The organism is Gordonia sp. JH63, from assembly GCF_009856645.1.
Lineage (GTDB): Bacteria > Actinomycetota > Actinomycetes > Mycobacteriales > Mycobacteriaceae > Gordonia > Gordonia hongkongensis.
The window spans coordinates 1,902,552-1,926,501 of sequence record NZ_CP047235.1 but is presented as its reverse complement, the minus strand read 5'-3'; the positions used below and the strand labels follow the sequence as shown (position 1 = coordinate 1,926,501).

At 69.2% G+C, this 23,950-nt stretch carries 25 protein-coding genes; 15 read left to right on the top strand and 10 right to left on the bottom strand.

Translation table 11 applies throughout. The annotated features are described in order from the left end of the window. Positions 1 to 18 precede the first annotated feature (18 nt). Together GR168_RS08710 and rfbD are read right to left on the bottom strand one after the other, a co-directional pair. Positions 19 to 897, bottom strand: coding sequence for a glycosyltransferase family 2 protein (locus GR168_RS08710; RefSeq protein ID WP_203235915.1), 879 nt, complete (start codon positions 895 to 897; stop codon positions 19 to 21). Positions 898 to 902: 5 nt separating this feature from the next. Beyond that, positions 903 to 1,853: a dTDP-4-dehydrorhamnose reductase gene (rfbD, locus tag GR168_RS08705; protein ID WP_159370543.1), complete on the bottom strand. Its 951-nt coding sequence runs from the start codon at positions 1,851 to 1,853 to the stop codon at positions 903 to 905. Positions 1,854 to 2,083: 230 nt separating this feature from the next. Here rfbD and GR168_RS08700 point away from each other — a divergent pair, with 230 nt between their 5' ends. From GR168_RS08700 to GR168_RS08685, 4 genes are read left to right on the top strand one after another with little or no spacing between them, the layout of a single operon-like run. Beyond that, positions 2,084 to 4,183: an LCP family protein gene (locus GR168_RS08700; RefSeq protein ID WP_238995055.1), complete on the top strand. Its 2,100-nt coding sequence runs from the start codon at positions 2,084 to 2,086 to the stop codon at positions 4,181 to 4,183. Continuing rightward, a complete protein-coding gene (locus GR168_RS08695; RefSeq protein WP_159370542.1) occupies positions 4,171 to 4,887 on the top strand; it encodes a TIGR03089 family protein in 717 nt (238 codons plus the stop codon). The genes GR168_RS08700 and GR168_RS08695 overlap by 13 nt, the downstream gene beginning before the upstream one ends. Before the next feature lie 38 nt (positions 4,888 to 4,925). Further along, complete coding sequence (locus GR168_RS08690; RefSeq protein ID WP_065632795.1) at positions 4,926 to 5,300, top strand: nitroreductase family deazaflavin-dependent oxidoreductase; 375 nt, start codon at positions 4,926 to 4,928, stop codon at positions 5,298 to 5,300. A 4-nt stretch (positions 5,301 to 5,304) separates the two neighbouring features. Then, on the top strand, positions 5,305 to 6,135 hold the full coding sequence (locus GR168_RS08685) for a dienelactone hydrolase family protein (RefSeq protein WP_159370541.1): 831 nt from the start codon (positions 5,305 to 5,307) through the stop codon (positions 6,133 to 6,135). A gap of 12 nt (positions 6,136 to 6,147) precedes the next feature. On the opposite strand, the gene purE is transcribed toward GR168_RS08685, so the two are convergent. Next, positions 6,148 to 6,660 (bottom strand): 5-(carboxyamino)imidazole ribonucleotide mutase, encoded by a 513-nt coding sequence (gene purE / locus GR168_RS08680; RefSeq protein ID WP_065632794.1) that lies wholly within the window; start codon positions 6,658 to 6,660, stop codon positions 6,148 to 6,150. Continuing rightward, entirely contained in the window at positions 6,657 to 7,958 is a 1,302-nt protein-coding gene (locus GR168_RS08675) for a 5-(carboxyamino)imidazole ribonucleotide synthase (RefSeq protein ID WP_055475044.1), read from the bottom strand. The genes purE and GR168_RS08675 overlap by 4 nt, the downstream gene beginning before the upstream one ends. A 77-nt stretch (positions 7,959 to 8,035) precedes the next feature. On the opposite strand from GR168_RS08675, the gene GR168_RS08670 reads away from it, so the two are divergent. Then, positions 8,036 to 8,596, top strand: a complete 561-nt coding sequence (locus GR168_RS08670; RefSeq protein WP_197282748.1) for a GtrA family protein — start codon at positions 8,036 to 8,038, stop codon at positions 8,594 to 8,596. Here the strand turns inward: GR168_RS08670 and GR168_RS08665 are convergent. From GR168_RS08665 to GR168_RS08655, 3 genes are read right to left on the bottom strand one after another with little or no spacing between them, the layout of a single operon-like run. Next, positions 8,568 to 9,965: a HAMP domain-containing sensor histidine kinase gene (locus GR168_RS08665; RefSeq protein ID WP_159370540.1), complete on the bottom strand. Its 1,398-nt coding sequence runs from the start codon at positions 9,963 to 9,965 to the stop codon at positions 8,568 to 8,570. The two genes, GR168_RS08670 and GR168_RS08665, sit on opposite strands and share 29 nt — an antisense overlap. Before the next feature lie 3 nt (positions 9,966 to 9,968). Then, positions 9,969 to 10,643, bottom strand: a complete 675-nt coding sequence (locus GR168_RS08660) for a response regulator transcription factor (protein WP_159370539.1) — start codon at positions 10,641 to 10,643, stop codon at positions 9,969 to 9,971. Further along, positions 10,640 to 11,248: a PH domain-containing protein gene (locus tag GR168_RS08655; RefSeq protein ID WP_238995054.1), complete on the bottom strand. Its 609-nt coding sequence runs from the start codon at positions 11,246 to 11,248 to the stop codon at positions 10,640 to 10,642. Before GR168_RS08655 ends, GR168_RS08660 begins: the two co-directional genes overlap by 4 nt. 156 nt (positions 11,249 to 11,404) lie before the next feature. On the opposite strand from GR168_RS08655, the gene GR168_RS08650 reads away from it, so the two are divergent. After that, positions 11,405 to 12,025, top strand: coding sequence for a hypothetical protein (locus tag GR168_RS08650; protein ID WP_159370537.1), 621 nt, complete (start codon positions 11,405 to 11,407; stop codon positions 12,023 to 12,025). 35 nt (positions 12,026 to 12,060) lie between these two features. Here the strand turns inward: GR168_RS08650 and GR168_RS08645 are convergent, their stop codons facing one another. Further along, a complete protein-coding gene (locus tag GR168_RS08645; protein WP_159370536.1) occupies positions 12,061 to 12,852 on the bottom strand; it encodes a biotin--[acetyl-CoA-carboxylase] ligase in 792 nt (263 codons plus the stop codon). A gap of 158 nt (positions 12,853 to 13,010) precedes the next feature. Between GR168_RS08645 and GR168_RS08640 the strand changes: the two genes are divergently transcribed. From GR168_RS08640 to GR168_RS08630, 3 genes are read left to right on the top strand one after another with little or no spacing between them, the layout of a single operon-like run. After that, positions 13,011 to 14,639, top strand: a complete 1,629-nt coding sequence (locus GR168_RS08640) for an acyl-CoA carboxylase subunit beta (protein ID WP_055475049.1) — start codon at positions 13,011 to 13,013, stop codon at positions 14,637 to 14,639. A gap of 32 nt (positions 14,640 to 14,671) precedes the next feature. After that, positions 14,672 to 14,890 carry an acyl-CoA carboxylase subunit epsilon gene (locus tag GR168_RS08635; protein ID WP_171011626.1) on the top strand — a complete coding sequence of 73 codons (219 nt, stop codon included), beginning with the start codon at positions 14,672 to 14,674 and terminating at the stop codon, positions 14,888 to 14,890. 2 nt (positions 14,891 to 14,892) lie between these two features. Further along, positions 14,893 to 15,561: a Maf family nucleotide pyrophosphatase gene (locus GR168_RS08630; RefSeq protein ID WP_065632787.1), complete on the top strand. Its 669-nt coding sequence runs from the start codon at positions 14,893 to 14,895 to the stop codon at positions 15,559 to 15,561. A gap of 25 nt (positions 15,562 to 15,586) precedes the next feature. Here the strand turns inward: GR168_RS08630 and GR168_RS08625 are convergent, their stop codons facing one another. Continuing rightward, positions 15,587 to 16,570, bottom strand: a complete 984-nt coding sequence (locus GR168_RS08625; protein WP_223258870.1) for a metalloprotease — start codon at positions 16,568 to 16,570, stop codon at positions 15,587 to 15,589. Between the two features lie 152 nt (positions 16,571 to 16,722). Here GR168_RS08625 and GR168_RS08620 point away from each other — a divergent pair, with 152 nt between their 5' ends. The 4 genes from GR168_RS08620 to GR168_RS08605 all read left to right on the top strand — a co-directional run bounded on the left by GR168_RS08620 (position 16,723) and on the right by GR168_RS08605 (position 21,644). After that, positions 16,723 to 17,619, top strand: coding sequence for a sulfurtransferase (locus tag GR168_RS08620; protein WP_055475116.1), 897 nt, complete (start codon positions 16,723 to 16,725; stop codon positions 17,617 to 17,619). Positions 17,620 to 17,632: 13 nt separating this feature from the next. Then, positions 17,633 to 18,070, top strand: coding sequence for a SufE family protein (locus GR168_RS08615; RefSeq protein ID WP_058252692.1), 438 nt, complete (start codon positions 17,633 to 17,635; stop codon positions 18,068 to 18,070). Further along, positions 18,067 to 19,635 (top strand): condensation domain-containing protein, encoded by a 1,569-nt coding sequence (locus GR168_RS08610; RefSeq protein WP_159370535.1) that lies wholly within the window; start codon positions 18,067 to 18,069, stop codon positions 19,633 to 19,635. The genes GR168_RS08615 and GR168_RS08610 overlap by 4 nt, the downstream gene beginning before the upstream one ends. A 206-nt stretch (positions 19,636 to 19,841) precedes the next feature. Beyond that, positions 19,842 to 21,644 carry an acetyl/propionyl/methylcrotonyl-CoA carboxylase subunit alpha gene (locus GR168_RS08605; protein ID WP_159370534.1) on the top strand — a complete coding sequence of 601 codons (1,803 nt, stop codon included), beginning with the start codon at positions 19,842 to 19,844 and terminating at the stop codon, positions 21,642 to 21,644. Between the two features lie 75 nt (positions 21,645 to 21,719). Here the strand turns inward: GR168_RS08605 and GR168_RS08600 are convergent, their stop codons facing one another. Further along, positions 21,720 to 22,958 (bottom strand): IS110 family transposase, encoded by a 1,239-nt coding sequence (locus GR168_RS08600; protein ID WP_137808541.1) that lies wholly within the window; start codon positions 22,956 to 22,958, stop codon positions 21,720 to 21,722. 308 nt (positions 22,959 to 23,266) lie between these two features. Here GR168_RS08600 and GR168_RS08595 point away from each other — a divergent pair, with 308 nt between their 5' ends. Both GR168_RS08595 and GR168_RS08590 read left to right on the top strand, forming a co-directional pair. Then, positions 23,267 to 23,629, top strand: a complete 363-nt coding sequence (locus tag GR168_RS08595) for a hypothetical protein (RefSeq protein WP_065632783.1) — start codon at positions 23,267 to 23,269, stop codon at positions 23,627 to 23,629. Between the two features lie 43 nt (positions 23,630 to 23,672). Further along, positions 23,673 to 23,939: a hypothetical protein gene (locus tag GR168_RS08590; RefSeq protein WP_065632782.1), complete on the top strand. Its 267-nt coding sequence runs from the start codon at positions 23,673 to 23,675 to the stop codon at positions 23,937 to 23,939. The last annotated feature ends 11 nt before the right edge of the window (positions 23,940 to 23,950 follow it).

Sequence of the window (23,950 nt, the reverse complement as noted above, 5' to 3'; positions counted from 1 at the left end):
TGGTGTTCACTTCAGCATTCATCGGGAGTTCTCGCTCGCCGACGCGCGTCGCGCCGCGCGCACGGCGAGCCGGGATCGGACCTCCAGGCCGATGCGCAACGCCAGGCGCAGCGGCGCCCGCCACGGTCCCGGATTGCGGTCGGCCTGGAACCGGTAGGCGCTGCGGTGGTGGGCGGGCAGCATCTTCTCCGGATGCCGGCCGGCGCTGTGCCCCTTGGTGTGCACGACCTCCGCGCTCGGCACATAGACGTTCTGCCACCCGGCCTTGCCGAGGCGGTCGCCGAGATCGACGTCCTCCATGTACATGAAGTAGCGGGCGTCGAAGCCGCCGATGGCGTCGAAGGCCTCGCGCCGAACGAGCAGGCACGAGCCCGACAGCCACCCCACCGGGCGTTCCGACGGTGTCTCGTCGTCCGCGCGGTAGGCCGCGGTCCACGGATTGGACTTCCACACCGTGCCGAGGATCGCGTGTCCGGTGCCCGACACGAGGTCGGGAACGCGCCGCGCCGAGGGGTAGATCGAGCCGTCCGGTTCGCGGATCAGCGGGCCGAGCGAACCCGCTCGCGGCCAGCGCTGCGCGGCGGCCATCAGCTCGTCGATGGCACCGGGCTTCCACTCGACATCCGGATTGGAGATGAGCACGAATTCGACATCCGGGTCGAGTTCGGCGACACCGCGGTTCATCGCACCGCCGTAGCCGATGTTGCCGCCGGTGCGGACCAGCGTGACCGTGTCGTACTCCTGCTCGGCCCGCTCGGGCGCGCCGTCGTCGGACCCGTTGTCGGCGATGATGACCTGCGGCATGACGTCGGTGACCGCGTCGAGGCTACGCAGGAAGGTCACGAGGTGATCGCCGGAGAAATAGGTCACCGTCACCACGGCTGGCTGAACTGGCACGCCGCTCAGGGTAACGAACCGGGGTCGGCGTCCGACGCGGCGATCGCCGCGTGCAGCGCGGGTCGCCACGGCCGGAGCGGGGTGAGGCCGGCGGCCTCCCAGGAGTGGCCGGAGAGCACCGAGAACGCCGGCCGCGGGGCCGGGCGCGGGAACTCGGCGGTCGTCGTGGGCAGGACCCGGTCGGGCTGCGCCCCGACCTCTTCGAAGACCCCGCGGGCGACGTCGAACCAGGTGGCCGTGCCCGAGTTCGTCGCATGCAGGACCGCGCCACAGACCTCGTCGCGGGGGCCCGCGACGACGAGTTCCCAGAGCCCGTCGGCGAGGTCGTACGAGTAGGTCGGGGACCCGAGCTGGTCGTCGACGACCGACACCGTCTCCCGCGACTGTTCGAGCCGCCGCATCGTGCCGACGAAGTCGCGGCTGTCGGGCCCGCCGGTGTAGACCCATGCCGTCCGCACGACGGTGGCCCGCGGATCCGCCGACAGTGCGGCGCGTTCGCCGTCGAGTTTGGTGCGGCCGTACACGGTCGCGGGCGTTCCGCTCACGTCGTCGGGTTCGTATCCGTTCCGCTCGACCGGCCGGGAACCCTCCGCGGCGGCACCGGGGAACACGTAGTCGGTCGACACGTGCACCAACCACGCGCCGGCGTCGGCGGTCCGGCGCGCGAGCACCTCGGGCCCGGTGGTGTTGACCCGCCGCGAGCCCTCCGCGTCGGCCTCGGCTCCGTCGACGTCGGTGTAGGCCGCGCAGTTCACCACGATGTCGTCGGGGCCGAGGTCGCCCAGCGCGGCGGCCACCGAGGTCGGGTCGGCGATGTCGACGTCGGCTGAGGTGAGCGACCGCACGACGACGTCGGGAACTTCGCTCGACCGTGCTTGCAGGGCGGTCCCCAGCTGCCCGCCGGCGCCGACGATGTACACGGTGGGGTTGCTCGGCGTCACACGCATGGGCACCATCGTGCCGGAGTCCGGCGGTACCCACGCGACGACGCGCTCGCCGGCACACGTGACGACGGCTACTCACACGACCGGCGTTGCGTTCTCGAATTCGCGAATCACTTCAGTAGCCTGGCGACAGCACACAACAGCCGACCCGCCTTGCACATCAGCATCGACATCCTCAGGCGTAACGCTCGCCGCGTCGACCCCGAACCCGATGTACCGACCTCGAAAGGGACCGCTCACCAGTGGATTCACCATCCGACGGCCCGCGTCGGCGCGCGCAGCCGCGCCGTCCGGCACGGCCGGGTCCGGACGGGCGTCAGCCGATGCCCGGCGATCGGCGCGCCCCGGAGCCCGGTGCGCGCAGGCGCCCGGCCCGGCCCCCGTACGACGGTGGACCAGATGGACGCGAATCCCCGCGCCGCGCCGCTCCGCTCCCCGGTGAACCGGGCAATCCCCCACCCCGAGCGCGACGCCAGCCCCCGCCGGACCCGCGACGTCGCGCTGCCGATCCACGCGAACCCCGCGACCCCCGGCGTCGGCCGGCCGCCGACCCCCGCAACTCCGAACGTCGCGCCCCCGGCGGTCGACGAGCCACGCCAGAAGCCGTGGAACCCACCCCGACCCGGCAGCGCCGCCCCGGCGAGCCGCGGCCCGTCCGACGCACCTCCGGCGAGATCCACACCCGCCCGGCCCCGGCCGCGAAGCGGACGTCCGAGCGGAAGCCGGGCGACCCCAAGACGAGCCCGCGGAAGCCGACCGCACGTCAGTCCGCCGACCCGAAGCCGACCGGACCGAAATCGGCCGGACCGAAGCAGACCGGACCGAAGTCCGGCGACCGGCGCACGGCGGCGACGTCGTCGACACCGGAACCACCGTCGAAGCCGCCGGCGGACAGCCGACGCAAAGGTGCCCGGACCCCGGGGGCCGGCTGGGGTCGTGCGCTCATCGCGGTCGCCTCGGTGGCGGTGCTGTTGTGCACCGGATACGCCTGGAACACGATGTCGGATCTGCAGACCCGCATCACCCAGCTCGGCGGACTCGATCTCGGCGGTGGCGCCGAAGACGGGGCCGTCGACATCCTCCTCGTGGGCACCGATTCGCGGACCGACGCCAAGGGCAATCTGCTGTCGCCGGAGGAACTCCGACTCCTGCGGTCGGGAGACGAGGTGGCGACCAACACCGACACCATCCTGCTGATCCGCATCCCCGACGACGGCTCGTCGGCGACCGCGATCTCGATCCCCCGCGACTCGTATGTCGACGTGCCCGGTGTCGGGATGAGCAAGATCAACGCCGCCTACGGCACGACGCGCGAAACCGTTCGCGCGCAAGCGGTCACCGATGGCAAGTCGGAGGGCGAGGCCGAGTCCGAGGGCACCCTGGCGGGCCGGAAGGCGTTGGTGGACACCGTCGCCAACCTGACCGGCGTGCAGGTCGACCACTACGCGGAGGTGGGCCTGCTTGGTTTCGTGCTGCTGACGAACGCGGCCGGCGGCATCGACGTCTGCCTGAACGAGGCGGTCCGGGATCCCTTCACGGGCGCGCGGTTCCGCGCCGGCCGTCAGACTCTCGACGGGCCCAAGGCGCTCAGCTTCGTGCGTCAGCGCCACGGCCTCCCCCGCGGCGATCTCGACCGCATCACCCGCCAGCAGGCGTTCATGGCGTCGCTGACGCAGAAGATCATCTCGGCGAACACCCTGACCGACCCGGGCAAGTTGTCGGAGCTGCAGAACGCGGTGTCGCGGTCGGTGGTCATCGACGACGACTGGGACATCATCCGGTTCGCCGAACAGCTCAAGGACCTCAGCGGCGGCCGGGTGAAGTTCGCGACCATCCCGATCGTGACCGAGCAGGGCTGGAGCGAGGACGGTCAGCAGAGCGTCGTCCAGGTGGACCCGCGCGAGGTCCAGGCCTTCACCGGTGACCTGCTGGCACCGAAGCAGACGCAGGGCATCCAGCGCGGCGACTACACGGTCGACGTGGTCAACGCAGGAACCATCGACGGGCTCGCCTCGAATGTCGCGAACATCCTGACCAACAAGGGTTTCCGGGTCGGAGCCACCTCCAGCGGCAAGGCCGACACGAAGGACTCGATCGTGTACGCCAAGGAGGAGAGCGACGCCGCTCGGCTCCTCGCCAAGGATCTCGGCGGCGCCCAGGTCGTCGCCGATCCCGCTCTCGCCGACGACCAGCTGAAGGTGGTGCTGACCAACACCTACGCCGGTCCGGGCTCGATCAGCGACACCGGCGACCAGACCGACAACACCCCGGCGAGCGAGCGCGTCGGCAACAAGCGCCCGCCGATCACCGCGGGCAACGAGGGGCCCATGTGCGTGAACTGACTCCGAACACTCTCACCGACGCGATCTTCGCCGCGGTCGCCGATCATTCGCGTCCGCTGCTGACCTACTACGACGACGCGACCGGCGAGCGCACCGAGCTCTCGGCGGCGACCCTCGGCAACTGGGCGGCCAAGACCGCGAACTACCTACGCGACGAGATCGGGGTCGCCGAAGGCGATGTCGTCGCGGTCGATCTCCCGGAGCACTGGCAGACGGCCGGCATCCTGCTGGGCGCGCTCTGGGCGGGCGCCGAGGTGCACTTCGACTCCACCGAAGACCCGATGGTCGTGTTCACCAGCCGTGATCGCCTGGACAGCCATCCCGACGTCGACGAGATCGTGGTCGCCTCGCTCGATCCGTTCGCGCTGCCGCTGCGCGACCTGCCGCCCGGCGTCGGCGACTACGGCAGCGTCGTCCGCGTCCACGGCGATCAGTTCGTCTCCCGCTATCCGGCGTCGGCCACCCTCGAGGGCGCCGCCATCGGCGAGGCGCTCGACGACGCCCGGGCGACGGCCGAGCGCGAGGGAATCGGACCGGGCGCCCGCGTGGTGTCCACCCGGCCGTGGTACTCCGGCGACCGGGTGATCGCCCACCTCCTGGCACCTCTGCTGGCGGGCGGCAGCCTCGTCCACGTCTCCGCGGCCTCACCGGAACGGCTCGCGGCGATCGCCGAGATGGAAAAGGCCACCCTGATCCTGTCGTGAACCCCGCGGGCACGCCGTCGATCGGGCACAGTGGGGACATGCGAATCCCCCGCGCGGTGGCCCGGCTGAACAAGCGAGTGACCAATCCCATCCAGCGACAATGGGCGCCCAGACTGGCTCCGTACGCGATGGTCGAGCACGTCGGACGCAAGTCCGGCAGGCACTACTCGATCCCGGTGATGGCGTGGGTCGACGGCGATCGGCTCACCATCATCCTCACGTACGGGCGGCACACCGACTGGGTCCGCAATGTGCGGGCCGCCGGGACCTTCGGCCTGATCCGCAAGAACCGGCACTACCGGGTGACCGGTCCGCGGGTGGTGCCGTCGGACTCGCCGGACATCGCCCGGGGTGCCCGCATCCCGGCGCGACTTTTTGACTCCGCACTCCTCGGCACACTGCACGCGGCGTGATCTGATGGCCGACGACCCGCTCGACGACTTCGACGCCGAGGACGTGACCCTGTACGGGACCACCCGCCGGGTGCATCGCCTCGGCAGCGGTCCCGCCGTCATCGTCATCGCCGAGATGCCGGGGATCAGCCCCAAGGTCGCCGACGTCGCGCGCCGGGTGGCCGGGGCGGGCGCCACCGCGGTGCTGCCGTCGCTGTTCGGCGTCGACGGCCGTGATCCTCGCCCGGACAACCTCGGCGCGGTCGGCTCGGCGACGAACATGCTCGGCACCATCGCCCGGGCCTGCATCACCCGCGAGTTCACGATCCTGGCCACCGGCAAGACGTCACCGGTCGCGTCGTGGCTGCGGGCGTTGGCCGCCCGCGAACACGACCGGTGCGGCGGCCCCGGGGTCGGTGCCGTCGGGATGTGTTTCACCGGCGGGTTCGCACTCGCGATGGCCACCGACGAGCGGATGCTCGCCCCGGTGCTGTCCCAGCCCTCACTGCCGTTCGCGGTGTTGCCGGGGCGCGCGCGGGCCATCGACGTGAGCGAGTCGGATCTCGCTCTGGTGCAAGCGCGGTGCGCACGCGGCCTCGAGGTGATGGGTCTTCGTTTCCAGGGCGACCGTCTCGTGCCGGGAGCCCGATTCGCGTATCTCCGGGAGATCCTCGGCGACGCCTTCATCGGCATCGAGCTACCCGACGAGTCCGCGAACCCGGATTCGATGCTGCCGCGGCCACATTCGGTGCTCACCGAAGACCTCCGCGACGAGCCCGGGCAGCCGACCCGCGAGGCCTACGATCGGGTCATCGACTTCTTCACCGCGAAACTCGGCCTGCAGCCGACGATCTGATCGGCGGAAGACCTACTCCCCCAACAGTTCCTGCTGGAGCGCCGCGTCCTTGTCGAGAACCATCTGCTCGAGCCCCTGCTGGAATTCGACCATCCGGGCGCGCAGGTCGGCGTCGGCGGCGGCGAGGATCCTGACCGCGAGCAGCCCGGCGTTGCGGGCGCCGCCGACCGACACCGTGGCCACCGGGACCCCGGCGGGCATCTGCACGATCGACAGCAGCGAATCCAGTCCGTCGAGATGCCGCAGCGGGACCGGTACCCCGATCACCGGCAGCGGGGTCGCCGACGCGACCATGCCCGGAAGATGCGCGGCGCCACCGGCGCCCGCGATGATCACCTCGATGCCGTGGCCCGCCGCGCCTGCCGCGTAGTCGAGCATGCGCTGCGGCGTGCGGTGAGCCGAGACGACACCCACCTGGAACGGCACGTCGAACTCGGCGAGCGCCTCGGCGGCCGCCTTCATCGTCGGCCAGTCCGAATCACTGCCCATGATCAGGCCCACCCGCGGGCCCTGCGTCTCACTCATGAATGTTCATCCCATCCGTCGGTCCACGTCGCCCGCGACATCCACTGGGCCGCGCGTTCGGCACGCTCCCGTACCGACTCCGGCGAATCCCCTTCGCGCCCGACGATGTTCACATGCCCGATCTTGCGATCGGGTCGCTCGCCCTTGCCGTAGAGATGCACCTTGGCCTCGGGCATCCGGGCCATGAGGTGGTGCAGCCGCTCGTCCATCGACATCGCCGGTGCGTCCGCCGCGCCGAGGATGTTGGCCATCACCGTCACCGGCGCACTCGGTGCCGTACTGCCCAGCGGATAGTCGAGGACGGCGCGCAGGTGCTGCTCGAACTGGGAGGTCACCGCGCCGTCCATCGTCCAGTGCCCGCTGTTGTGCGGACGCATCGCCAGTTCGTTGACGACCAGCTCGCCGTCGACGGTCTCGAAGAGTTCCATCGCCATCACACCGACCACACCGAGCTCGTCGGCCAGCCGCAACGCCATCTGCTGTGCCTGCGCGGCGACCTCGTCGTCGAGCCCGGGAGCCGGTGCCAGGACGACCGCGCACTGCCCGTGGCGCTGGATGGTCTCGACCACCGGCCACGCCCCACCCTGACCGAACGGCGACCGCGCGATCATCGCCGACAACTCTCGTCGCATCGGCACCTTCTGTTCGGCGAGCAGCGCCGGTGCGTCGTCGGGGTACTCGTCGAAGACCGCGAGAGCGTCGTCCGCGCCGTCGACGAGCCACACCCCGCGGCCGTCGTAACCGCCGCGGACCGCCTTGACGACGATGGCCCAGTCGTTGGCCTCGCCGAACTCGATCAGACGAGACCGGGCCGCGGCCCGGTCCCCGGACAGGTCGGCGAAGTCGGGCACGGGCAGTCCGAGCTCGGCCAGCCGGACCCGCATGGCGAGCTTGTCCTGCGCGAAATGCAGCGCCTTCGACGGCGGCAGCACCGCGACGCCGTCGGCTTCGAGTGCCTGCAGGTGCGCCAGCGGGACGCCCTCGTGGTCGAAGGTCACCGCGACCGACCCGGACGCGGCGCGCCGCAGATCGTCGAGGTCGTCGTGCGACCCCAGGACGATGTCGGCGCTCACCTGGGCGGCCGGATCGGATTCCGAGGCCGCCAGTACCCGCAGGCACTGGCCCAGGGCGATGGCGGCCTGGTGGGTCATCCGAGCGAGTTGGCCGCCGCCGATCATCGTCACGGTCGGCATCCCCGACGCCCGGCCGCCCGGGCGCCCCGATTCAGGGACCGGCGGCACCTGCGACGACGGGGACACGGCCCCGCCGACCTGCTCGCGTGAATTCACGCGCACCATCGTGGCATGTATGCGGCATCATTCGCACAACCGCCCGGCACGTGTCCCGGCGGTTTCGTTTCGTACACTCGGATCTTGTGCCATTGATCGACGAGATGATCGCCCGCCTCCCAGCGCCGGTCCGTCGGCTCGTGATGCGGCACCACGAACTGATCAAGTTCGCGATGGTCGGCGGGACCACCTTCGTCTTCGACCTCGCCATCTTCTACAGCCTGAGCCTCACGGTCCTGGAGACCAAGCCGGTCATCGCCAAGGTCATCGCCGGCGTCCTGGCCACCATCCTGAGCTACATCCTCAATCGCGAGTGGGCGTTCAAGAACCGCGGCGGCCGCGAACGTCACCACGAGGCGATGCTGTTCTTCGCCATCAGCGGTATCGGCGTCATCCTCCAGGCCGCTCCACTGTTCGTCGCCAACAACATCTTCGACATGCGCTCCAACCTGAGCGTGTCCGAGATCGTGGTCATCGACTTCGTGCTCGGCTACATCATCGGCAACCTCATGCAGATGGCGTTCCGGTTCTGGGCACTGCGCAAGTTCGCCTTCCCCGAAGAACAGTTGCGCGGCGGGGACGCCGGATCGACCGACCTGCACCCCTCGCTCGCCGAGCTCAACGATGAGGAACTCGGTCACGCCTGACGCCCGATCGCGGGGACCGGCCGGAGTTCTCGTCGATCTCGTCGGCGAGTTCGGAGTCGCCCCGGTCGGTGCCGAGCTGATCGCGTCCGGTGACGAGCCGCGCGGGCACGACGATCGCGAACACCGGCGGTCGCCGGACGGTCAGTTCGAGTCGGCCACCGTCGGATTCGATCAATGCCCGCGCGAGTGACAGGCCGACCCCGCTCCGGCCCGCGCCGGGCCGTCGCCCGGCCGAGAAACCCCGACGGAAGATGTGTGCGGCGATCTCGTCGGCGACCCCGTCACCCTCGTCGGCGACGGTGATGCGCACCAGATCGCCCGCGGGCAGGGTGCCGACGTGGATCCGGCAGGTCCCGCGGCCGTGCTGCAGGGCGTTGTCGACCAGCACACTGACCGCCTCCCGGAGACGACCCGGGTTCGCGGTCAGCGCGTGCGGGACGCCGTCGAAGGTCGCCAGCAGTTCGCGGCCCCTCGCCTCGAAGGCGTGCCGGAAATCCCCGACCAGCGTCGTCAGCATGTCCGACACGTCGACGAACTCGGGCGCGGGTTCGTCGGCTCGGGACGCCTCGACCAGCTCGTCGAGTTCGGCGGAGAGCCGCTCGATCTGATCGAGGGCGGCCTCGGCCTCGGTGACGACCGCGGGGTCGTCGTGCAGGGAGAGTTCCTCCAGGCGCAGCTGGATCGCGGTGAGGCGGCTGCGCAGCTGGTGGGAGGCGTCACCGGCGACCTCTCGCTCGCGCTCGAGGCGCAGGGCGAGTTCGGCGTTCGCGTCGGCCAGAGCACGCGACACCCGATCGAGTTCGGCGATGCCGTACATCTTCCACTGGGTCCGGAAGTCGCCCCGACCCATGGTCGCGGCCCGATCGGCGAGATCGGTCAGCGGATCGACGATCCGACCCGCGGTGACCGCGGCGACCAGCGTGCCGCCGATGACGGACGCGACGACGATGACGGCCACGATCGAGGCCGCGGTGAACTGGTCGTTGCGCACCTCGTCGCGCGGGATGGACAGGGTCAGCGTCCCGGCTGCGCCGAGGGCAATGGACTCCGAGAGCCGGGGCTCGCTGATGTCCGCCCCGACCACCGTGCGCTGCAGGGTGCCGGTGGGGTCGGGGAAGGTGACGATCAGGCTGCCGTTCGGCGGCAGCAGCAGCCGGAACGCCTCACGGTCGAGGGACTCCGGCGGGATCCGGCCGTCGGCCCCCTCCTGCCGGATCAACTGGTCTGCGATGACCTTCAGCCGGTTGTCGAGGTCCTGGTGCGCGTTGTCGGCCACCCACCACCACGCGACGACACTCAGCGGGATGCCCAGCAGCCCGCCGACCGCCAGCAGGACGGCGATCATGGTCGTGAGCAGGCGACGGCGCATGGGCTAGGGGTCGAACCGGAATCCGACGCCGCGCACGGTCACGATGTGGCGGGGACGGTCGTGGCGGTCGTCGCCGATCTTCCGACGCAGCCACGAGATGTGCATGTCCAGGGTCTTCGACGACCGCAGATCGGCCGAACCCCACACCTCGGTGAGGATCTCCTCGCGCGTCACCACCTCGCCCGCGCGTTCCATGAGGAAGCGCAGCAGGTCGAACTCGCGATTGGCCAGGGTGAGGTCGTGTCCGTTCACCAGGACGCGGCGCGCCCGCGCGTCCAGGCGCAGGGCACCGCCCTCGAGGACGACGTCGCCGGGCTGGCGACGCCGCAGGAGGGCGCGCACCCGCGCCAGCAGCTCGGCCAGGCGGAACGGCTTGCCGACGTAGTCGTCGGCGCCGGCGTCGAGGCCGACCACGAAATCCACCTCGTCGGTGCGTGCGGTCAGCATCAGCACCGCGAGCGCGGGTCGCTGGGCCCTTACCCGCCGGCACACCTCCAGACCGTCGAGCACCGGTAGCCCGAGGTCGAGGATGAGTAGCTCGAAGCGGGTGTCGAGGGCCTTCTCCAGGGCATCGGCCCCGGTCGAGACCACCTCGCAGCCGTAACCCTCACGCGACAGCGCCCGCGCGAGCGGTTCGGCGATCGCGGCGTCGTCCTCGGCGAGCAGCACGGTCGTCATCGGTCGCGGACCCCCCGGTTCTCCGCCCGGTCACCAGGGTGCGCGGGACCGTCGGCGGGCTGGTCGTGGGAATCGCGCCGGTGTCCGTCCCACGGATGATCGTCGTCGTCGTGGACGTCGAGCACCTCGTGGTAAAGCAGCGCGTGCACCCTCTCCACCTGCGGGATGTCGTCGAAGGACAGCGGTTCGTCGGAGGCCGACTCGATGACCAGCGTGCCGGTGCGCAACATCCGGTCGACGAGGCCGTGCCGGAACTCGACGGTGTTGATCCGGCGGATCGGGATGTCGATGCCCGACCGGGTGATGATTCCGTTGCGGAACATCACCCGCCGGTCGGTGAGCACGAAATGCGTTGTCTTCCAATACATCAGCGGGCGGACGAAGTACCAGCAGAAGCCGATGGCCCAGACCGCCGCGACCGCGATGAGCAGCACGGTCTGCGGCGTCGACCGCAACCCCGACGACGTGATGACGCCGAGGAGTACGCCGGCGGCGGCGGTGAGGAGCCCGAACAACAGGAACGGCCCGAGCAGGCATTTCCAGTGCGGGTGCCGATGGAGGACGACGCGTTCCCCCGACGCCAGATTCTCCCGCGGATAGGCCATGCGGCTCAGCATAAACGGCCGGGTGCCGCAGTAGACTGCCAATCACGCCGACCGCCGCCGTCCTCGTGCCGTGAGCATGCCAGGGCCCTGACACCAGATCCGACCGACACCAGATCCGACCATCGGCTCCCACGACCGGTCGGGGAGGAGAACGCCATGAGCTACCAGGATCCCCGCGACCCGCGGACCGCGCGCTACGAGTCCGGTTACACACCCGAGTCGCGTGCCTACAGCAGCCAGAACGATCCGTATGCCCGCGATCCGTACGCCGCCGATCCCTATGCGGGGGATCCGTACGGGGGCCAGACTGGCTACGGCCGGCCCGGCCAGCCCGCCAAGCCCCGTCGTGGCCCGGACATCAACCCCGTCACGTTCGCCGGCGGTGTGGTCATGACCGGCGTGGTGACCGGCCTCGCGGCATGGCTCGTAGCGTGGATCATCTCCGCATTCGTGGAGAAGGTGAACGAGTCGGGCAAGTTCGGCGTGTGGAACCCGGTCGCCGCCAGCGAGCTCTGGTTCGGCGTCGTCGGCTTCCTGTGCGCGCTCGCCGCGGGTGCGCTCTGGTACGTGCTGCACCTGGTCACGCCGTCACCCGATCAGTTCTACCGGTGGATCGTCGGCCTGCTGCTGGTGGCGGCCGTGCTGATCCCGATCCTGACCTACAACCAGATCTCGGTGGGCATCGAGACCGCGATCGTGCATCTGGTGATCGGTCTGCCTTCGCTGACGATCATCCCGGCGATGGCCGGCAAGAGCGTCCAGCGCCCCGCCGGCTGAGCCGGCGAGGAGCGGAGCGACGAGCCGAGTCGAAGTCACTCCGGCCGCAGGTGGGTGACGTCCCCCGCGGCGGCCACCACCTGCTCACCGTCGGCGTCGACGACGATCCGGCCGGAGGAGTCGACACCGGTCGCGGTGCCGACGACCTCACGATCGCCGGGCAGGACCAGTCGTACGCGACGGCCGATGGTGTCGCTGTCGTCGCGGTACCGCGCCGCGAGCCCGTCCAGGTCGTGCGGCCACAGGTCGAGCAGCTCGGAGAGCGCCCGCAGGTACGACGCGGCGAGCTCGGTCAGCGGGACGTCGCGGCCGGTGGCGAGCCGGAGCGAGGTGGCGGTCGGGACCGGCAGCTGGTCCTCCGCCATCGTGGTGTTGAGCCCGGTGCCGATCACCGCCACGCCTCCCGGGCCACCTGCGGCATGGTCGCTGCGGGTGTATTCCGAGAGGATGCCCGCGACCTTTTTGCCGTCGATCAGCACGTCGTTCGGCCATTTGAGCGTCGGACGAATCCCCATCGCGTCGTCGACACCCTGCACCGCGGCGAGTCCGGCCAGCAGCGACAGCCAGCCCAGGTCCTCGGTGTGGTCGGCGACGTCGAGCGCGGCCGACATGGCCAGCTGCGTGCCGGCCGGCGCGGTCCAGGTGCGGGCGTGGCGGCCACGTCCGGCGGTCTGGTCGGTGGTGATCCGCACGGTGCCCCCGACGGATTCGCCGGCGGCGCGCGAGACGAGGTCGGCGTTGGTCGAACCGGTCGCCTCGACCACCTCGATCCGGTGCCAGCGGGTGCCGGTGAGACGGGTGCGGAGCAGATCGGCGTCGAGACTCATACCTGACGAAACTACTGGCCGCCGCCTCCGCACGAACGGATACCACCGGTTTCACGGTCGACCCGAGTGCCCACCGACCGATCGCTCGTAAACCTGAGGGATATCTCACGTTGATCCGGTTGACGTGGCTCACACTCGGGTAGTTAGCATCGTCAGTCATGACCACTGCTTCGCGCGACGACGCCGCCGCTCCCGACATCCACACGACGGCGGGAAAGCTCGCCGATCTGCGCAATCGTCTCGAGGAGACCAAGCATCCGGTGGGTGAGGCCGCCGTCGAGAAGACCCACGCCAAGGGCAAGCTCACCGCGCGGGAACGGATCACCCACCTGCTCGACGAGGGGTCCTTCGTCGAACTCGACGCCCTCGCCCGGCACCGCAGCACCAACTTCGGACTCGCCGAGCGCCGCCCGCTCGGCGACGGCGTCGTCTCGGGTTACGGCACCATCGACGGTCGCGAGGTCTGCGTCTTCTCGCAGGATTCCACCGTCTTCGGCGGCAGCCTCGGCGAGGTCTACGGCGAGAAGATCGTCAAGGTCATGGACCTCGCGATCAAGACCGGTCGCCCCCTGATCGGCATCAACGACGGCGCCGGCGCCCGCATCCAGGAGGGCGTGGTCTCGCTCGGCCTCTACGGCGAGATCTTCCACCGCAACGTGCGTGCTTCCGGTGTCATCCCGCAGATCTCGCTGATCATGGGCGCCGCGGCCGGCGGTCACGTGTACTCCCCCGCGCTCACCGACTTCGTGGTCATGGTCGACCAGACCAGCCAGATGTTCATCACCGGTCCGGACGTCATCAAGACGGTCACCGGTGAAGAGGTGACGATGGAGGAGCTCGGCGGCGCCCACACGCACATGTCGAAGTCGGGCACCGCGCACTACGTCGCCTCCGACGAAGAGGACGCCCTGGAGTACGTCAAGGAACTCCTGAGCTACCTGCCGAGCAACAACCGCGCCGATGCCCCGCGTCTGCCCGTCGCGCAGCCGGCCGCCGGTTCCATCGAGGACACCCTCACCGAAGAGGACCTCGAGCTCGACACGCTGATCCCGGATTCGCCGAACCAGCCCTACGACATGCACGAGGTCATCCGTCGCATCCTCGACGACGACGAGTTCCTCGAGGTGCAGGCCGAGTACGCGACGAACATCATCATCGGCTACGGCCGGGTGGACGGCCGCAGCGTCGGCATCGTCGCCAACCAGCCGACGCAGTTCGCCGGCTGCCTCGACATCGACGCCTCGGAGAAGGCCGCCCGGTTCGTGCGCACCTGCGACGCCTTCAACATCCCCATCGTCACCCTGGTCGACGTCCCGGGCTTCCTTCCCGGCACCGATCAGGAGTACCGCGGCATCATCCGTCGCGGCGCGAAGCTGCTCTACGCCTACGGCGAGGCGACGGTCGGCAAGATCACCGTCATCACCCGGAAGGCCTACGGCGGCGCGTACGACGTCATGGGCTCCAAGCACATGGGTGCCGACGTGAACCTGGCGTGGCCCACCGCCCAGATTGCCGTCATGGGCGCCTCGGGTGCGGTCGGGTTCGTGTATCGCAGCCAGCTCAAGGACGCGGCCGCCAAGGGCGAGGACGTCGACGCACTGCGTCTGCAGCTGCAGGAGGAGTACGAGGACACCCTCGTCAACCCGTATGTCGCGGCCGCCCGCGGGTACGTGGACGCGGTGATCCCGCCGAGCCACACCCGCGGTCAGATCGCCACCGCGCTCAAGCTGCTCGAGCGCAAGATGGTCAACCTGCCGCCCAAGAAGCACGGCAACATCCCCCTGTGACACCAGCGGTCAGTTCCGAGAGCGAGAATTCCGTGAGCGAAGACTCCACGAAGTCCGAGCGTCCGTTCCTGACGGTCGTCGGCGGCAATCCGACCGACGAGGACCTCGCCGTGCTGGTGACCGTCCTCGCCGGCGCCGGTTCGGGCGGCGGTTCGGCCGAGCCCGAGACCCGGAACGACTGGGGCCACCCGATCGACCGGCTGCGTCCGCAGTGGGGCGGTCCGGGAAGCTTCACCAACCTGCGTTACTGACGATGACATCCGAATCCGAGATCGGGCCGGGTACTCCCGGCCCGATCTTCGTACTCGGTTCGGCCTCCCCTGCCCGGCTCCGCATCCTTCGGGCGGCAGGCGTCGAGCCGGTCGTGCGGGTGTCGGATGTCGACGAGGATGCGCTCCTCGCCGCGCTCCCCGATTCCACACCGGCCGGTGTGGTGGTCGCCGAACTCGCCCGCGCGAAGGCGGAAGCCGTTGCGGCACTTCCGGAGATCGCCGAACTCGCCGGGTCCGGCAGCCCCGTGGCCGTCATCGGCTGCGACTCGATGCTCCATCTGGGCGGCCGGCTGCTCGGCAAACCGCACACCCCCGAACGCGCCGTCGCGCAGTGGTCGGAGATGGGCGGTCGTAGCGCGGACCTGCTGACCGGCCATCACCTGATCCGCCTCGACCGGCCCGCGACCGCCGGCGGGACGAGCTCCACCACGATCCATTTCGCCGCCGCCGACGACCACGTCATCGAGCGGTATGTCGCCAGCGGTGAACCCCTGCAGGTGGCCGGCGCCTTCACCCTCGACGGTCTCGGTGGCTGGCTGGTCGAGCGCATCGAGGGCGACCCGTCATCGGTCATCGGTATCGGCCTGCCGCTGGTCCGCACCCTCCTGGCCGACGTCGGGCTCTCGGTCACCGACTTCTGGCGCCACTGACGACGACCCGCTCCCTGAGGTGGCCCTACTCCACCTCGAAGAATTCCGGCCAGTACCGCTCGATGCAGTCGACCGGCTGACCCTGGCGGTTGAACTGCGGGCCGGTCAGTCCGACCGTCAACGCCACCGCACGTTCGCGCGCCGAGCCGTGTCCGGAGGCGCCGCCGGTGTCGCCGATGATCGGCAGCAGCGTCGCGACCTGCAGGATCTCCCGCGCACCGAGCGCATCACGCTGGTAGGCGGTTGCACCCCAGTTCGCGGCCAGGCAGTCGGCGATGAGCTCGCTGTTCTTGCCGGCCGGGAGACGGCTGTCGGGGATGTCGAACGCCTCGGCCATCCGGAACACGACGTTGTGGCCGTACTCGTGCGCGACCACGATCGCCGCGGTGAAGTCGCCGACGATCGGCGACGGCACCCCGAAGACGTTGCCGTCCCAGATGGCCGCGAAGGTGTCGACCGGGAGCACGATGCTGCCCTCGGTCGGGGTGCCCTCTCCGTTCGGTTCGGTGTCCACTCCACAGAAGAACGCGTTCGCCTCGTCGGACGGGATCGGTACGGGGTCCGAATCCTCGTCGCCGGCAATGCACTCCGTGGCGAAGGAGGTGCCGGACTCGATCAGCACCCGTCCCGGTGCCGGGTCGCCCCAGCCCAGTTCGTCGAACCACCCACCCCATGTCTGGTCGAGGTCGTCGAGGAGCGTGGTCAGGTAGTCGGGCACCGCGGTGTCCACGTTGGCCGGGGTGACCCCGCTGGTCATGAGTTCCGCGGTCGGCGTCGGCAACTTCGGGCAGTCGTCGGGCCGGCACTGCGCCGCGTCGGCGTCGCCGGTCGGGTCCGGTGAGCGCGACGGCGTCGGACTCGGTGCGCTGCTCGTCGACGCGGACGACGGACGGGACTCCCCGGAATCCTCGGACGGGATGAGTGCGCATCCGCTTCCGACGGTCAGTGTCACCACGGCGGCCAGAGCGACCGCCCACCGCATCGCGAGGGGCCCGCGTCGATCGATCATTCGGCGAACGTAGCAGGCGGGACCCGCTTCACCTGGCGTTTGTCGTCTGATCGAAGCACGGTCCGGCCGATGCCCTACGCTTTATCAGCGGGACCGCAGATGGTCCGCGCGTGATCCACGCGGAACGTCCGAACAGCGAGCTGGAGAGCACCGTGAGCGTTGACACCGACCCGAATCCGGCCTTCGCCGACTACGCCCACCCCGAGCGGCTGGTGACGACCCAGTGGCTGTCGGCGCATCTCGGCGCCAAAGGACTCAAGATCATCGAGTCCGACGAGGATGTGCTGCTCTACGACATCGGCCACATCCCGACCGCTCAGAAGATCGACTGGCACCTTCATCTCAACGACCCGGTCACGCGCGACTACATCAACGGCGAGCAGTTCGCGGAACTGATGCGCAGCAAGGGAATCGAACGCGACGACACTGTCGTGATCTACGGCGACAAGAGCAACTGGTGGGCCGCCTACGCGCTGTGGGTCTTCACCTTGTTCGGCCACGAGGACGTCCGCCTGCTCGACGGTGGCCGCGACGCCTGGATGGCCGAGGACCGTGACACCTCCTTCGACGTCCCTGATTACCCGCGGTCGGACTACCCGGTGGTCGAGCGCGACGACGCCAAGATCCGCGCGTTCGCGCCGCAGGTCCTGGAGGCCCTGGGCACCGAGCCCCTCGTCGACGTCCGTTCTCCGCAGGAGTACACCGGCGAGCGCACGCACATGCCGGACTACCCGGAGGAGGGCGCGCTGCGCGGCGGGCACATCCCGACCGCCATCTCGATCCCGTGGGCGAAGTCCGCCGCCCCCGACGGCCGTTTCCGCAGCCGCGCCGAACTCGACGAGATCTACGCCGGGCTCGACCCGAAGACGCCCACGATCGCCTACTGCCGCATCGGTGAGCGGTCGAGCCACACCTGGTTCGTGCTGACACATCTGCTGGGGCACACCGCGGTCCGCAACTACGACGGATCGTGGACCGAGTGGGGCAACGCGGTGCGCGTGCCGATCGCCGTCGGCGAGGAGCCGGGCGCCGTTCCCGGCACCGAGTGAACCCGACCGCACGATGAGTCTGCCTCCAGCCCTGGCCGAGATCGTCGACGACTTCGGCGCACTCGGCGACTCCGACAAGGTCACGCTCCTGCTCGAGTTCGCCGGCGAATTGCCGGACATACCGGCGCATCTCGAGCAGGATGCGATGGAACCGGTACCCGAGTGCCAGTCGCCGGTCTTTCTGTCCGTCGACGCCGCGGACCCGTCGTCGGTGCGGCTGTATTTCAGCGCTCCGCGCGAGGCGCCGACGACCCGCGGTTTCGCCGCCATCCTGCATCAGGGACTCGACACCGCGTCGGCGCGCGAAATCCTCGACGTGCCATCGGATTTCTATTACGACCTGGGACTCGGCAGCGCCGTGAGTCCGCTGCGCCTGCGGGGTATGGCGGGCATGCTGGGCCGCATCAAGGCGCAGGTTCGCGCCCAGGTGCCCGACACGCCCGGGGCATGAAGTTCATCCAGATCCGCGACGAACCCATCGCGCCCGGCGGTCTCGTCGAGTGGACGCCGTATGTGCCGGGCGGACTGGGTAATTGGGACTACGACTCGCGCCTGACCTCGCATAATCACGAGCAGCATCTGCGGGCGGCGTTCGAGTACCGGGTCCGCACGCGTCGCGAGGGCGGACGTGAGGCCTGGCTCGGGTTGAGCATCGAGTTCGACGAGCCGCTGTCGATTCCAGCCATCCGGTCGGTGCTGACCCAGTGGATCGACCGGCACGAGGTGCTGCGTAGTCACGTCGTGATCAAGGGCTCCGGCCTGCAGCGGCTGACCACCGCGCCGGGAACCGTGAAACTCAAGATGGGCCGGGTCGGCTGGTACGCCGAGTCGGGTCCGCTCGTCGAGCAACTGGCGGGCTCGTTCGATCGCGCCACCGCACCGCTGCACTGGCCGGCCTACCGGTTCGCGACGGTCGGACGCGAACGCTCGTTCACGCTCCTCTTCGCCGCCGATCACTCGCTGGTCGACGGGTACTCGCTGATCATGGCCCAGCAGGAACTGGTGTCGATGTACCGGGCGGCCCGCGAGCACCGTGGCGCGAATCTGCCCGAGGTCGGCAGCTATGTCGACTTCAGCGCCGAGGAGCGCCGGCTCGCAGACCAGACCGGTCGCGACCACCCGGCCGTCGGGCTGTGGTCGGCCTTCCTGGCCGCCGGCAACGGTGACATGCCCGGCCTGTACACGGCCGAACCGATCCGAGACGATCACACCCCCGACGATCGCGTCTCCGACGAGGCGACCGCTGACCATCGCACCGCGGACACAGCGCTCCCCCAGGAGTCCCTGTGGGGCGTCATCGCCGACGACGCGACGGCCAACCGGTTCACCGCGATCTGCTCGGAGGCCGGCGGCACGCTGACCGCCGGAGTGCTGGCGGCCTTCGCCGTCGTGCACCACGAACTGACCGGCGATCGGCAGTTCCGGTGTGTGCTGCCGCGGCACACGCGCGACGACGCCCGCTGGCTGACCTCCCTCGGCTGGTTCGTCGGGGTCGCTCCCTTCTGTCTGGACATGTCCGACTCCCCGACGTTCGACCAGGCCGTCGTCCGATCCACCGCCGCGCTCAAGCACGGGCGTCAGGGCGCTTCGCTGCCGTTCCTGCGGGTGGCCGATCTGATCGGGCACGAGGGTGGCCCGCGGTTCGTCATCTCGTTCATCGACACGCGCTATGCGCCGGGCGCCGGGGCCGCCGACGCGGGGCGTGCGAAGGTCCTCCGCAGTCACAGCTACTCGCCCGACGAGGTGTACATCTGGATCAACCGCACCCCGTCGGGGCTGCGGTACTCCGCCCGGTTCCCGCGCGAGTCGCCGCTGCGTGAGCTCGGCGTCGCCGCCTCGGCGAACACCCCGGGTGCACAACATGAGGGAAACGTCACATTTCCCGCCGCCAAGGCCCGTTCCGAAGACGGTTGGGCGATCGACTCGACAGGTGGTCCCGTCCACGCCTACCTGCGTGCTTTCGCCGAACTGGTCCGACGCCTCGGTGATGCGAGCACATTCTCTCCGGCGTTGTGACCCAGGGCTCCACCGAACGATTGCTCGGTGGGCTAGGGTATTGCCCGGAAGGTCGCGACACCTGCATCGCGAAGGTGTCGCATCGCCCTCGCCGTCCACATCCCGGCCGGTGACGGCGGGCCGCCAGACTTGACCGACGTCCGCCAAACGTGTCGCGTGCGCTACCGCGTCGTGCACCTGAGTACGAGTAAGGCCCAGGAGAACAAGTGCCCAGTACCTCTGCGAACACTCCGTCCGCAATCAGCAAGGTCCTCATCGCCAACCGTGGCGAAATCGCTGTCCGCGTGATCCGCGCCGCCCGGGATGCAGGCATCGCGAGCGTCGCGGTGTACGCCGAGCCCGACGCGAACGCACTGTTCGTCAAACTCGCCGACGAGGCTTTCGCACTGGGCGGGCAGACATCGGCGGAGTCGTACCTGGTCTTCGACAAGATCCTCGACGCGGCCAAGAAGTCCGGCGCCGACGCGATCCACCCGGGTTACGGCTTCCTGTCCGAGAACGGCGACTTCGCGCAGGCCGTCATCGACGCTGGGCTGATCTGGATCGGTCCGTCCCCGCAGTCGATCCGCGACCTCGGCGACAAGGTGACCGCGCGCCACATCGCGCTCAAGGCCGACGCACCGATGGCCCCCGGCACCAAGGATCCGGTGAAGGACGCCGACGAGGTCGTCGCCTTCGCCCAGGAGCACGGCGTGCCGGTCGCCATCAAGGCGGCATTCGGCGGCGGTGGACGTGGCATGAAGGTCGCGTACACGATCGAGGAGATCCCGCATCTGTTCGAGTCGGCCACCCGCGAGGCCGTCGCGGCGTTCGGTCGCGGCGAGTGCTTCGTCGAGCGCTACCTCGACAAGGCCCGCCACGTCGAGGCCCAGGTCATCGCCGACCAGCACGGCAACGTCATCGTCGCCGGCACCCGCGACTGCTCGCTGCAGCGTCGATTCCAGAAGCTGGTCGAGGAGGCCCCGGCCCCGTTCCTGACCGACGAGCAGCGCACCAAGATCCACGAGTCCGCCAAGGCCATCTGCCGCGAGGCCGGCTACTACGGCGCCGGCACGGTCGAGTTCCTGGTCGGCAGCGACGGGCTGGTCTCGTTCCTCGAGGTCAACACCCGCCTGCAGGTGGAGCACCCGGTCACCGAGGAGACCGCGGGCATCGACCTGGTGCGTCAGCAGTTCCGCATCGCCAACGGCGAGAAGCTGGAGTTCACCGAGGACCCGACCCCGCGCGGCCACGCTTTCGAGTTCCGCATCAACGGTGAGGACGCCGGCCGCAACTTCCTGCCCGCCCCGGGACCGATCTCGGTCTACAAGGAGCCGACCGGCCCCGGCGTCCGCGTCGACTCCGGCGTCGTCGAGGGTGACGTCATCGGCGGCCAGTTCGACTCGATGCTGGCCAAGCTGATCGTCACCGGCGAGACCCGCGAGCAGGCGCTGGAGCGTTCGCGTCGTGCACTGGCCGAGTTCGAGGTCGAGGGCCTGGCGACGGTCATCCCGTTCCACCGGCACATCGTCTCCAATCCCGCCTTCATCGGCGACGGCGAGAAGTTCGACGTCTACACCAAGTGGATCGAGACCGATTGGGACAACCCGATCGAGCCGTACACCGACGGCGAGCCCATCGAAGAGGACGAGGCCGCCCCGCGGCAGAACGTCGTCGTCGAGGTCGGCGGCCGTCGCGTCGAGGTGTCGCTGCCCGGCGATCTCGCCCTCGGTGGCGGTGGCGGCTCGGCCAACGGCGTCGTCCGCAAGAAGCCGAAGGCACGTTCGCGCAAGAAGGGCGGCGGCGCAGCCGTTTCCGGCGACGCCGTGGCCGCTCCGATGCAGGGCACCGTCGTCAAGGTCGCCGTCGAGGAGGGCCAGGAGGTCGCCGCCGGCGATCTGGTCGTCGTCCTCGAGGCCATGAAGATGGAGAACCCGGTCACCGCCCACAAGGACGGCGTCGTCACCGGCCTCACCATCGAGGCCGGCGCTGCCGTCACCCAGGGCACGGTGCTGCTCGAGCTGAAGTAAGACACACCGCTCCCTCGCTGCCTGAGGTGCGAGCGCCCCTGCTCCCTAATCCGAAGAGTTAGGTGAGGTGGCTGCTCAGGCCGCTCCGTGGGGTGTGATGGTGACGTCGTATCCGAGTTTGTGTAGGTCGTAAATGGCGCGGTTCTTGGTGCGTTCGGGGTGGCGTTGCTGGTGGTAGTCGGGGCCGGGTTCGTCGTAGACGACGTTGTCGGTGAGCATGATCCAGACCACGGTGAGCAGGGTGTGCTCGAGGGCGACGATCGCTTTGGGTTTGCCGCGAGAGCGGACCAGGCGCCGGTACTTGGCGTTGAGGAACGTGCCTTTGTGGCTGGCGATCGATAACGCTGTAGCCCCGAGAGCACCTTTGAGGTGACGGTTACCGGGGCGGGTTTTGACGTTTTTGACCCGTCCGGCGGATTGGTGCTGGCCGGGGCAGACTCCCGCCCACGAGGCCAAATGGCCTGGTGTGGGGAACTGGGCCATCTGGCCGCCGGTCTCGGCGATGATCACATCGGCGGTGGTGGTGGAGATACCCGGGATCGTGCAGATCAGGTCGCGTTTGGCTTGAAACGGCGCCATCACCTTCTCGATGCGCTCGGTCAACGCGTCGATCCGGGTGGTGTGTTCGGTGATGAAATCCAGATGCAACTCGACCAGGAACGCGTGGTGGTCGGTGAAGCGGCCCTGCAACGCCTGGGTCAACGCGGGGATTTTGCGGCGGAGTTGTTTCACCGACAACTCCGCCAACACGGCGGGATCGCGTTCACCCTTGACCAGCGCCTGCAACATGAATCGTGACGAGACCCCGTTGATATCGGAGACCACCACCGACAGTTTGATGCCGGCGTCTTCGAGGACTTTCTCCAACCGTTGAATCTCGCGGCCGCGTTCGCGGGTGATCGCGGTGCGGGTGCGGGTCAGATCGCGTAACCGTCGGATCGGTTCGGGCGGCACGAACGAGGCCCGCAACAGCCCGTGGGCGGCCAGCTGCGCCAGCCACGCCGCATCCGACACATCGGTTTTGCGGCCCGGGAGGTTCTTGGCGTCGTGGGCGTTGACCAGCATCACCTCGAACGGGGCGTCTTCGAGGAGGTAGTAGAACGGTTTCCAGTAGTCGCCGGTGGCTTCCATGACCACACACGTCACCTGCTCGGCGATCAGATAGTCCCGCAGCCGCAGAATGTCGCCGCTCATCGACGACCAGGTCGTGGTATCTTGCACGGTCTTTCGGCCCGGACTAGCCAGGCGGACACAGACTTTCACATCCTTTTTGGAGACATCCATCCCGGCGCATCGGGGATGCAGCACTTCCATCTCGGTTTCCTTTCGAGTCCTCGGAAGTGGGCTGCGGACGGGGCAAACAAATGCAGGAGTCTAATCCGCGTGCTCGTAGCAACAATCCACGATTCCCGTGGCAGGCCCCGCGCCTCACACTGAGGTACTGGCTCTTCGGCACAAGGGAGGAATTCAAGGTCACCGCATCCCACCCCTCCACTATCAACCCCCCACGCGCCGGTGACCAGCACGAACTCTTCGACCCCCACGACGGCCGCCAGGCCGCAGATACTGAGGTGCGAGGAGCGCAAGCGACGAGCCTCGAAGGGCGGGCGTACAACAAGGCAATGCAACCAGTCGAGATCAACGCCGGGACGTGGTATCTGCGTGCGCTTCGTGCGGACGAGCGGATCACCGACGTCCCGGCGTTGTCTCATCTCGAGGTCGACGACCCCGCCGCGTTCGTCGCTGCGGCGCAGCGTGACTGGGAGTCGGAGACACGATTCGTCTGGGCGATCTGCATCCCCACCACCGGTGAGCTCATCGCCCTGATCGGGGTCACGCCGAACGGCTCGTCGGGCCGCCTGTGGGGCCAGGCCCGCGACGGCTACGACGAGGCGCTCGACACCGCCGTCGGGCCGGTCTCGAGGTTTGCCGAGAATGCGCTCGGTCTGGTTGTCGAGCAACCGCTCTCGCGCGTTGTTCGCTGAGAGCGGCATCATGGGCCTGGCGACGTGGTGGCGCATTCGGCGCATGACCGACCCCGTGCCGGGGATGCTTCGCGTCAAGGTGTGCGCCCAACCAGAGACCGCAGTGGAGTCCGCCTACTATTCGGCGCGGATCATCGGCACCGTGACCGCCCCACAGCTGACGGGGAGGTTGGTCACCTTCGACTGCACCGTGCAGGCGAAACGATGCCCGCGGTCTGGTCAGTCGATCCCGGTCGTCGTGGACCGGGCCGATCCCGATCGGATCGCGATCCGTTGGGATCGGGTTCCGGTGCGCGCCGAGCGGCTATAGATCGCGGTGCA

Coding starts and splice junctions, on each gene's coding strand:
- purE (WP_065632794.1), bottom strand. CDS start 6,660: ATGAGTGAGACGCAGGGCCCGCGGGTGGGCCTGATCATGGGCAGTGAT.
- GR168_RS08590 (WP_065632782.1), top strand. CDS start 23,673: ATGACCGACCCCGTGCCGGGGATGCTTCGCGTCAAGGTGTGCGCCCAA.
- GR168_RS08660 (WP_159370539.1), bottom strand. CDS start 10,643: ATGACGACCGTGCTGCTCGCCGAGGACGACGCCGCGATCGCCGAACCG.
- GR168_RS08630 (WP_065632787.1), top strand. CDS start 14,893: ATGACATCCGAATCCGAGATCGGGCCGGGTACTCCCGGCCCGATCTTC.
- GR168_RS08665 (WP_159370540.1), bottom strand. CDS start 9,965: ATGCGCCGTCGCCTGCTCACGACCATGATCGCCGTCCTGCTGGCGGTC.
- GR168_RS08685 (WP_159370541.1), top strand. CDS start 5,305: ATGGCCGACGACCCGCTCGACGACTTCGACGCCGAGGACGTGACCCTG.
- GR168_RS08625 (WP_223258870.1), bottom strand. CDS start 16,570: ATGATCGATCGACGCGGGCCCCTCGCGATGCGGTGGGCGGTCGCTCTG.
- GR168_RS08650 (WP_159370537.1), top strand. CDS start 11,405: ATGAGCTACCAGGATCCCCGCGACCCGCGGACCGCGCGCTACGAGTCC.
- GR168_RS08675 (WP_055475044.1), bottom strand. CDS start 7,958: ATGGTGCGCGTGAATTCACGCGAGCAGGTCGGCGGGGCCGTGTCCCCG.
- GR168_RS08645 (WP_159370536.1), bottom strand. CDS start 12,852: ATGAGTCTCGACGCCGATCTGCTCCGCACCCGTCTCACCGGCACCCGC.
- GR168_RS08610 (WP_159370535.1), top strand. CDS start 18,067: ATGAAGTTCATCCAGATCCGCGACGAACCCATCGCGCCCGGCGGTCTC.
- GR168_RS08655 (WP_238995054.1), bottom strand. CDS start 11,248: ATGGCCTATCCGCGGGAGAATCTGGCGTCGGGGGAACGCGTCGTCCTC.
- GR168_RS08595 (WP_065632783.1), top strand. CDS start 23,267: ATGCAACCAGTCGAGATCAACGCCGGGACGTGGTATCTGCGTGCGCTT.
- GR168_RS08640 (WP_055475049.1), top strand. CDS start 13,011: ATGACCACTGCTTCGCGCGACGACGCCGCCGCTCCCGACATCCACACG.
- GR168_RS08600 (WP_137808541.1), bottom strand. CDS start 22,958: ATGGAAGTGCTGCATCCCCGATGCGCCGGGATGGATGTCTCCAAAAAG.
- GR168_RS08690 (WP_065632795.1), top strand. CDS start 4,926: ATGCGAATCCCCCGCGCGGTGGCCCGGCTGAACAAGCGAGTGACCAAT.
- GR168_RS08615 (WP_058252692.1), top strand. CDS start 17,633: ATGAGTCTGCCTCCAGCCCTGGCCGAGATCGTCGACGACTTCGGCGCA.
- rfbD (WP_159370543.1), bottom strand. CDS start 1,853: ATGGTGCCCATGCGTGTGACGCCGAGCAACCCCACCGTGTACATCGTC.